Annotated in this window: 5 protein-coding genes; 3 read left to right on the plus strand and 2 right to left on the minus strand. The window is 58.3% G+C overall.

Annotated elements, in window-relative coordinates; genetic code table 11:
* The first annotated feature begins 4 nt into the window (after positions 1-4).
* The 3 genes from ACR1XY_RS22440 (at position 5) to ACR1XY_RS22450 (ending at position 5806) form a co-directional block, all read left to right on the plus strand.
* Complete coding sequence (locus ACR1XY_RS22440; RefSeq protein WP_480596655.1) at positions 5-3133, plus strand: efflux RND transporter permease subunit; 3129 nt, start codon at positions 5-7, stop codon at positions 3131-3133.
* A gap of 69 nt (positions 3134-3202) precedes the next feature.
* The gene (locus ACR1XY_RS22445) at positions 3203-5008 is read left to right on the plus strand and encodes a BCCT family transporter (protein WP_480596664.1); all 1806 of its coding nucleotides are present in this window, start codon (positions 3203-3205) and stop codon (positions 5006-5008) included.
* Positions 5009-5368: 360 nt separating this feature from the next.
* Positions 5369-5806: a hypothetical protein gene (locus ACR1XY_RS22450; protein ID WP_480596657.1), complete on the plus strand. Its 438-nt coding sequence runs from the start codon at positions 5369-5371 to the stop codon at positions 5804-5806.
* A 240-nt stretch (positions 5807-6046) separates the two neighbouring features.
* On the opposite strand, the gene ACR1XY_RS22455 is transcribed toward ACR1XY_RS22450, so the two are convergent.
* Positions 6047-6247, minus strand: a complete 201-nt coding sequence (locus tag ACR1XY_RS22455; protein ID WP_480596659.1) for a hypothetical protein — start codon at positions 6245-6247, stop codon at positions 6047-6049.
* A gap of 20 nt (positions 6248-6267) precedes the next feature.
* Positions 6268-7266, minus strand: a complete 999-nt coding sequence (locus ACR1XY_RS22460) for a helix-turn-helix domain-containing protein (protein WP_480596662.1) — start codon at positions 7264-7266, stop codon at positions 6268-6270.
* Positions 7267-7388 lie beyond the last annotated feature (122 nt).

Below are 7388 nucleotides of genomic sequence, written 5' to 3' on the forward strand. Positions count from 1 at the left end.
CGGTTTGATCGCGCACTACTTCATCAACAGGCCACATTTCGCAACTGTCATTGCGATCCTGTTGGTTCTGTTCGGTGCGGTCTGCGTGCGCCTGATCCCGATCACTGAATATCCCCATATCACGCCGCCGCAGATTTACGTTGATACCTCGTACCCGGGGGCGGACGCACAAGTCATTCTGGAATCCGTTGCCACCCCCATCGAAGAGCGCGTGAACGGCATTCCGGGCATGTTGTCCTTATCCTCCAAAAGCTCGAATGACGGCACTTATATGCTGAACGTGTCGTTCGAGCTGGGCACTGATCCGGATGTGGCTGCGGTTGAGGTGCAGAACCGCATCGCGTTGGCCAGTTCCGAATTGCCCTCGGCGGTGTTGCAGCAGGGGGTCGAGGTGACCAAACGGTCGGGTAATATGATCGTGGTAATCAACCTGACCTCGCCCGACGGTTCGCGGGACGAACTGTTCCTTAGCAATTTTGCCGCCGATTTTCTGCATGACCCATTGCAGAGGTTGCCGGGGGTCGGAACGGTCTCGCAATTCGGCCAGCTGGAATACAGCATGCGGGTCTGGATCAATCCGGTTCGCATGGCGGCGCTGAACATCACCGCAGCCGAGGTGGCGGACGCGATCAAGGACCAGAATGTCATCGCCGCCGCCGGGCAGGTCGGGGCACCTCCGTTTGCGGAAGGGCAGACCGACTTTCAGTTCAAATTGCGAGCTGAAGGGCTGTTGCGCGATGCCGATGAATTCGGACGGATCATTGTCGCCTCGGATCCCAACGGGTCGGTCACTCGGTTGGAAGATATTGCGCGAATTGAACTTGGCGCGGCGACCTATTCCGGCTCGACCAAGCTGAACGGCAAGGACTCGGCCACTGTAGCGGTCTATCAGGAAAGCACCGCAAACGCGCTTGAGATTTCTGACAATCTGCGCGTGCTGATGAAGGAGCTGTCGGCGAAGTTCCCCGAAGGTGTCTCATATGAGATCACATATGATGTAACTGACGCAGTGCGTGTTTCGATCCGCGATATCATGACGACACTGGCCCTGACAGCGGGGCTGGTGATTGGCGTAACCTTCCTGTTCCTGGCCAGCCTTCGTGCTACCATCGTGCCGGCTATCTCCATTCCAGTATCGCTGCTGGGCGCGGTGGCGCTGATCTATGCCATCGGGTTCAGCGCCAACATGATCACCCTGTTTGCTTTGGTGCTGGCCATTACGTTGGTGGTGGATGATGCAATCATCATTATCGAGAACGCCGAACGTATATTGCGCGACGAAGGGTTGGACCCGCGCGAGGCAACGCTAAAGGCAATGTCGCAGGTCAACCGTCCAATCATCGCCACGACCTTTGTATTGGCGGCGGTGTTCGTACCGGTCTGTTTTTTTCCTGGCGTGACGGGCACTATTTATTTCCAATTCGCTCTGACGATCATCTTTGCCTTTGTCCTGTCTGCCGTGAACGCTTTGACTCTTGCGCCAGTGCTCTGCGCCATGATGCTGAGGACTGAAAGCAAACCTAAAGGTCCGTTAGCCGTCGTTCCGACGGTGATCGTCTGGCTGCGGCGCCAATATCTGCGCCTCGTGTCGTTGATGCTGCGGTACATGGCGGTGTCGCTGCTGGTCTTTGCCGGGGCTGTGGGACTGACAGTGTACCTGTTCAACACAGTGCCGACCGGCCTGATCCCGCAGGAGGATAACGGCGTTCTGATGGCGTCGATGGAGCTTCCGGATGGCGCCTCGCTGCAACGTACGCAGGCGTTTATGGACAAGGCGGGTGCGCTAATCGAACAAACGCCGGGGGTTGAATCCGTCACCGTCGTATCCGGCCATTCCATGCTGGCCGGGGGGCGCCCGAACGCGGGCATGGTCATCGTTAAGCTGACACCATGGGATCAGCGCACCAGTCCCGATCTGCAATGGCATGCCATCATGCACAGCCTTGAGCGCAAACTGGCGGCGCTGCCCGAAGGGGTTTCTTACGTCTTTCCGTTCCCGACCATTCACGGGCTTGGCTCGACCGGTGGGATTTCGGTCGAACTGCTGGACCTGGGAAATGGGGACGGCGCGCATCTGGACGCGGTGATGAACGGCTTTGTCACCGCCCTGAACGCCGCACCAGAATTTTCCCGCGCGCATGGCAGTTTCTCGGCTCAGAGCCCGCAATTCAAACTGTCCATCGACCGTGACAGGGCCGAAACTCTGGGCGTCAGCGTGGCCGATATCTTCACCGCGCTGCAGGCCAATCTCAGTTCGTATTTCGTGGATAACTTCATCCTGAATGAACGTGTCTATTGGGTGGTGATCTCTGCTGATGCTGAATTCCGCCAGACGCTGGACGATGTGGATAACATCTATGTCAAAAACAGCGCCGGAGAGTCTCTTCCCGTGCGCAATTTCGTCAGCAATGAACCGGTCCTCGCGCCGGATACGGTGCCACGCTACAACCTGTTCACAGCGGCTTCGGTCAGCGCGCAACTGGCGGACGGGGTCGGTTCCGGCGATGGCATCCTCGCGATGCAGACGATTGCCGACGAAACCCTGCCCGAAGGGTTCCGGATCGACTGGTCGGGCGTCACCCAGCAAGAGGTGAAGGCGAAGGGGCTGGTGCCCTACATCGTGCTGTCAGCGCTGGTGCTAGCCTATCTGTTCCTTGTGGTTTTGTATGAAAGCTGGGTGCTGCCGCTGTCGATCATCACCTCCGCGATCTTCGCGCTGTTTGGGGCACTGATCCCGCTGGCGCTGCTGCCTTTCCTGACCAGTAATATCTTTGCTCAGGTCGGGATGGTGCTGCTGATTGGCTTAGCGGCAAAAAAGGCGATCATGGTGGTCGAGTTTGCCAACCAGCAACGCGAGAGCGGTGTCAGCATCCGCGATGCAGCTCTGAAGGCGGCGGAAATCCGGTTCCGGCCGGTCACCATGACGGGCCTGTGTTTCATCGTGGGCGTTCTGCCCCTTGTCCTGTCCAGCGGGGCAGGGGCGGCGGCGCGGGTCTCGGTGGGCTATCCGGTTCTGTTCGGTATGATCCTCGACAGCACGCTGGGTCTATTGATGATCCCGGTGCTCTACGCGGCGTTCCAGAGCTTGCGGGAATGGCTAATCAGCTTGGGACGTGTCCACCGCAAGACCTGAAAATTGTTGCAGTCTTTCAGGGTTTGCCGGATGCTGAACGGCACCGGAACCGAGGCGGGCCCAAGCAACATGTCGCTGCAAGATCCCTTTACGGACCTGAAAATCGAACGGCAGGACAGCGGGTTCTACAAGGGCTACAACCTGCCGATCGCGCTGGTCAGCAAGATCGTTGTGTCGCTGTTGGTACTTTGGGCGTTGGTCTGGCCGCTGAGCGCAAACGATACGCTGCGGTCATGGAAATCGGGCCTGTTGAGAGAGTTCAACATTTTCTACGATTTCTCGGTTGCGCTGTTTGCCTTCTTTCTGATCGTCATAGCGATCATCCCGGCAACCGGTCGAATGCGGTTGGGTGCTGAGCGGGAACGGCCGGAATTCTCCAACTTCTCATGGTTTTCGATGATGTTCGGGGCGGGGCTGGGTGTCGGTCTGATGGTCTATGCTACCGCCGAACCGCTGGGTCTGTGGGAGACCAATCCTCTGACCGTCGCGGGTGAGGTCGAGGCCAAAAGCCAAGAGGCAATCAAGGGGGCCTACCGATACACCTTCCTGCATACCGGGTTTCACGCCTGGGCCATCTATGTGGTTACAGGGCTGAGCCTTGCCTATTACGCCTATACCCGTGATATGCCGCTGACGATCCGGACCGCACTGACACCGCTGCTGGGGGAATTTTCCAATGGTGTCGCGGGTCATGTGATCGACATTCTGGGAGTCGTAGCCACAATCCTCGGGGTGGCAGTGACCATCGGATACGGGGTGTCGCAATTGGTGGACGGAGCGTTTCTGATCACACGCGCGGAATGGCTGATGGACGGGGTGATGAAGCCCTCGACCGCTGGTCTGATCCTGGCGCTGGCAACCGTGATGTTGATGTCGACCCTGTCGGCGGTCTCGGGCGTCGGGCGCGGGGTAAAGTACTTGTCGAATCTCAATCTGATCCTGTCGCTGATCCTGCTGGCGGTATTTGTCATATTCGGTTCGTTTGCCTTTGCCATGACGACATTTGGGCGGGCGCTGGTGGACTACATCATCCACTTTATCCCGCTCAGTCTGCAAGCCTATGGCCCGATGTCCGAGGCCGAGTTTGCCTCGGCCCTGCCCCCCGAAGCTGCCCCTTTTGCGGGTGAGCTGTTTCCCGACGCGACCGATGCCTGGGGCACCCGCGACAGTTTTCTGGCCGGGTTGAGTGGCGAACCAGCCGCCCTGTCCGATACCACGATACACGCGGCTTATGCGACCGGAACACCGGGACGTTTATTCGGATGGCAATCGGGCTGGACGACGTTCTACTGGGCGTGGTGGATCGCCTTTTCCCCGTTTGTCGGCCTGTTTCTTGCCCGTATCTCACGCGGACGCACTGTGCGAGAGTTCATCCTGGGTGCGGTGATCGCGCCGTCGCTGGTGTGTTTCGCCTGGATGACCATTCTGGGCGGTTCGGCCATTGATCTGGAACTGAACGGAGACGCCAATGGTGCGATCCTGTCGGCTTCGACCACGGCCACTTTGTTTGTGACCCTTAGCCAGATGATTTCGGGTCATATGCTGGTGATCGTGAGCTTCATGTGCGTGGTGCTGACGATGACCTTTCTGGTCACCTCGGCAGATTCCGGAATATTGGTGATGAACACGATCATGTCCGGCGGAGCCGAGGAAACCGGAGTCGTGCATCGCATCCTTTGGGGCGGCCTGCTGACGCTGGTGATCGGGACGCTGCTGATTGCTGGCGGTGGCGGGCTTGAGGCGCTGACCAATTCGATGATCATCGGCGCGCTGCCCTTCAGCGTTGTCCTGCTGCTGATGTGTGTCGCGCTGGGCAAGGCCATGATCAACGATCTGCGGCGCGCGCGCTATGATGAAAACCCCACCGAACGTTAAGCCCGTTAGAGCTTTCCTTGATCTCTCCGTCGGCGCGCGCTTCATGAAGCTTGCGAAACTTTGCATGTACTGTCCCGTGAGGGGCAAAGGATTGAAGGTCTTTGGCATCCCCGGTGAAACGTAGGAAAGGGGCGCGTCATGGCTGACGTTCAAGGTTACGCACCACTTTTTGAGCCCATCGGCCTGGAGCCCGCTACTGCAAAAAAACCGGTTCGACCGCGTGCTCAATTGCACCGGTCTGGACCATCTGCGCCTTCGGCCAGGGGCCGCCCGGCGCTCCGGTGAGGCCGGGTTTCCTATCATCTATGTGTATGCTGGTCACGGCTTGCCTCTATTCCGGGCGGGTTTCACAGGTTAAAATTGCGGCGATCGTTCGGGCAAGGAAGTCATCCACGGCACGGCCCAAAACGTGTATTTCGCAACTCCAGCACTGCCGTCACAACCTTTGTCGGGCGCACCAAATCCTACCGCCCGTCCACGCCGTGCGATACCCACGATTTCACCTGGCTGGTCGATTGGCTGGACAACATCCACGTGCTGGGGGCTACCGTTTTGGTTACATATGACTTCACCCCTGACATGAACTCGGAGTATGTCTACCCTCAGCTCATTGACCGCGAACGCACAGAAATATGGGAAAACGCGGGCAAGGTTGATCTGCTGCAGCGTGCTCAGGACAAGGCCCAGGCCATTCTGGGCGCGTATTTCCCCAACTGTTTCAAGGTCGAGGACACCCGGGTGCGTGATGAGTTCCCCATCCTTCTGGACGCTGAAGACATGCGGAGCACCCGGAGTTGAGGCGTGGATGCGGCGGCAAACCCCGAACCTATCCATCTCGGCCAGGCTGATATCCGGAACGATCATGTTCGGTCCTTTGCGGGCGGCTTGGGGCTTCGCGCATTAGCCGACACTCGCGGTGGTCACCTGACGTCCCGCGCGTTCTGGCGCCAAACTTAACGGCTCAAGCAGGTGGAGGCATCAACAACCAACAGGACTCACATTGTGCTTGGTTTCGTGTGTTTGCTGCGGGATAGCTATTCAAGCGCGCAGCGCCACCCGCTCCGAAATCGATTTTGCCGCAGTATGTCCAAGGCTGCTCAAATACTGCCGGTCCATCGGGATTGCGTTGTCCGACTCCGCCGCACGCAACAGTGTATCAGTTGCGATCAAAGCCGCGAAGACGATGAACGCGCGGCCTGCAGGTAATCCGCACCAGTGGTGCAGATTTCGCGCAGACATACAGAAAACCGGCTTTTGCCTCAGATTGGTCGGCGGCGATCCGGAAAACCTCCGGCAAAACGGCGGTTTCGGACATCTCCGGTGGACATGTTGTAGTGCGCCCGAAACGCGCGTCCTAACGCGGCAGCGGAGGAGAATCCTGTTGCCGTGGCAATCTCTGTCTGTGGCATGTTGGTGTGTCGCAGCAGGCTGTCGGCTCGTTCCAACCGAAGCTCTCGGTAAGTTGTCAGAAGCTTGACGTTTGTCTTGCCGAGAAACCGCCTCTGCAACTGACGGGTAGAAGCGCCTACAACCTGAGACAGATCGGAGATTTTCAGCGGATCTTCCACGTTATTCAACATTGTCCCGATCACCTGCCGTACCATCGGATCGGCTCCGGACCGTTGGATCAGGCGGGTGGCAAGCTGGCTGGAGTAACCGCGTTCCGGCTCGGTCAGGCCGATATAGCCGCGCAGGATTTCGGCCAGATGCTCACCGTGATCCAGGGCCACGCACTCTGACAACAGCCGGAGTGCGCCCAGCTTGGTTGCGGCGCTGTGCACGCGGTTGTCAGGTGACCTGTGTGTGTTCTCGTGGCAGTCAGCAAGCCCGATTTCCTGTGCCGCAGCGGCAAAGTTCGGGTGGATGGAAGCGGTTGTTTCATCGACCCGCCCAGTTTGTGCCAACAGCAGCACTGCTCCGCCGACCAGTATCGATCGCGACGCCAGGCTCAATACCTGCGAAATCCGGGTTTTGTCTGCGATTTCGCAAGGCCATGCTTTGTAAATGTCGCCCCAGAAAATTGCCGTACGACCTGCCCAATAAAGTGGGTCGCCCGCAGAGCCGGTCGCGGCGCATCTGAAATTCACGACATAGATGTGATCTTCGACCAGATCGTTCAAAGCCTGAAAGAACTCGGCAACCATTTCGACCGACGCTTTTGCGTGGGGATCAATCAGGAAAACGTCGATGTACTGTGTTCTTTGAGACCCTCGATTGGCCGGCCGTGTGTGGTCGTTTCCGAGGACATAGTGTTTCATCGTTCCTCCACCTGCCATTCGTGGGGTCGACCCCCCGCCATTTTGGCGGGGGGGATCTGATTATTATTCTGCTGCGTCTTGGTATGCGTCCATTGGGGGGCATGTGCAGACGAGGTTTCGGT

It is taken from the genome of Ruegeria sp. AD11(2025) (genome assembly GCF_056542405.1).

Coding starts and splice junctions, on each gene's coding strand:
- ACR1XY_RS22445 (WP_480596664.1), top strand. CDS start 3,203: ATGTCGCTGCAAGATCCCTTTACGGACCTGAAAATCGAACGGCAGGAC.
- ACR1XY_RS22455 (WP_480596659.1), bottom strand. CDS start 6,247: ATGTCTGCGCGAAATCTGCACCACTGGTGCGGATTACCTGCAGGCCGC.
- ACR1XY_RS22460 (WP_480596662.1), bottom strand. CDS start 7,266: ATGAAACACTATGTCCTCGGAAACGACCACACACGGCCGGCCAATCGA.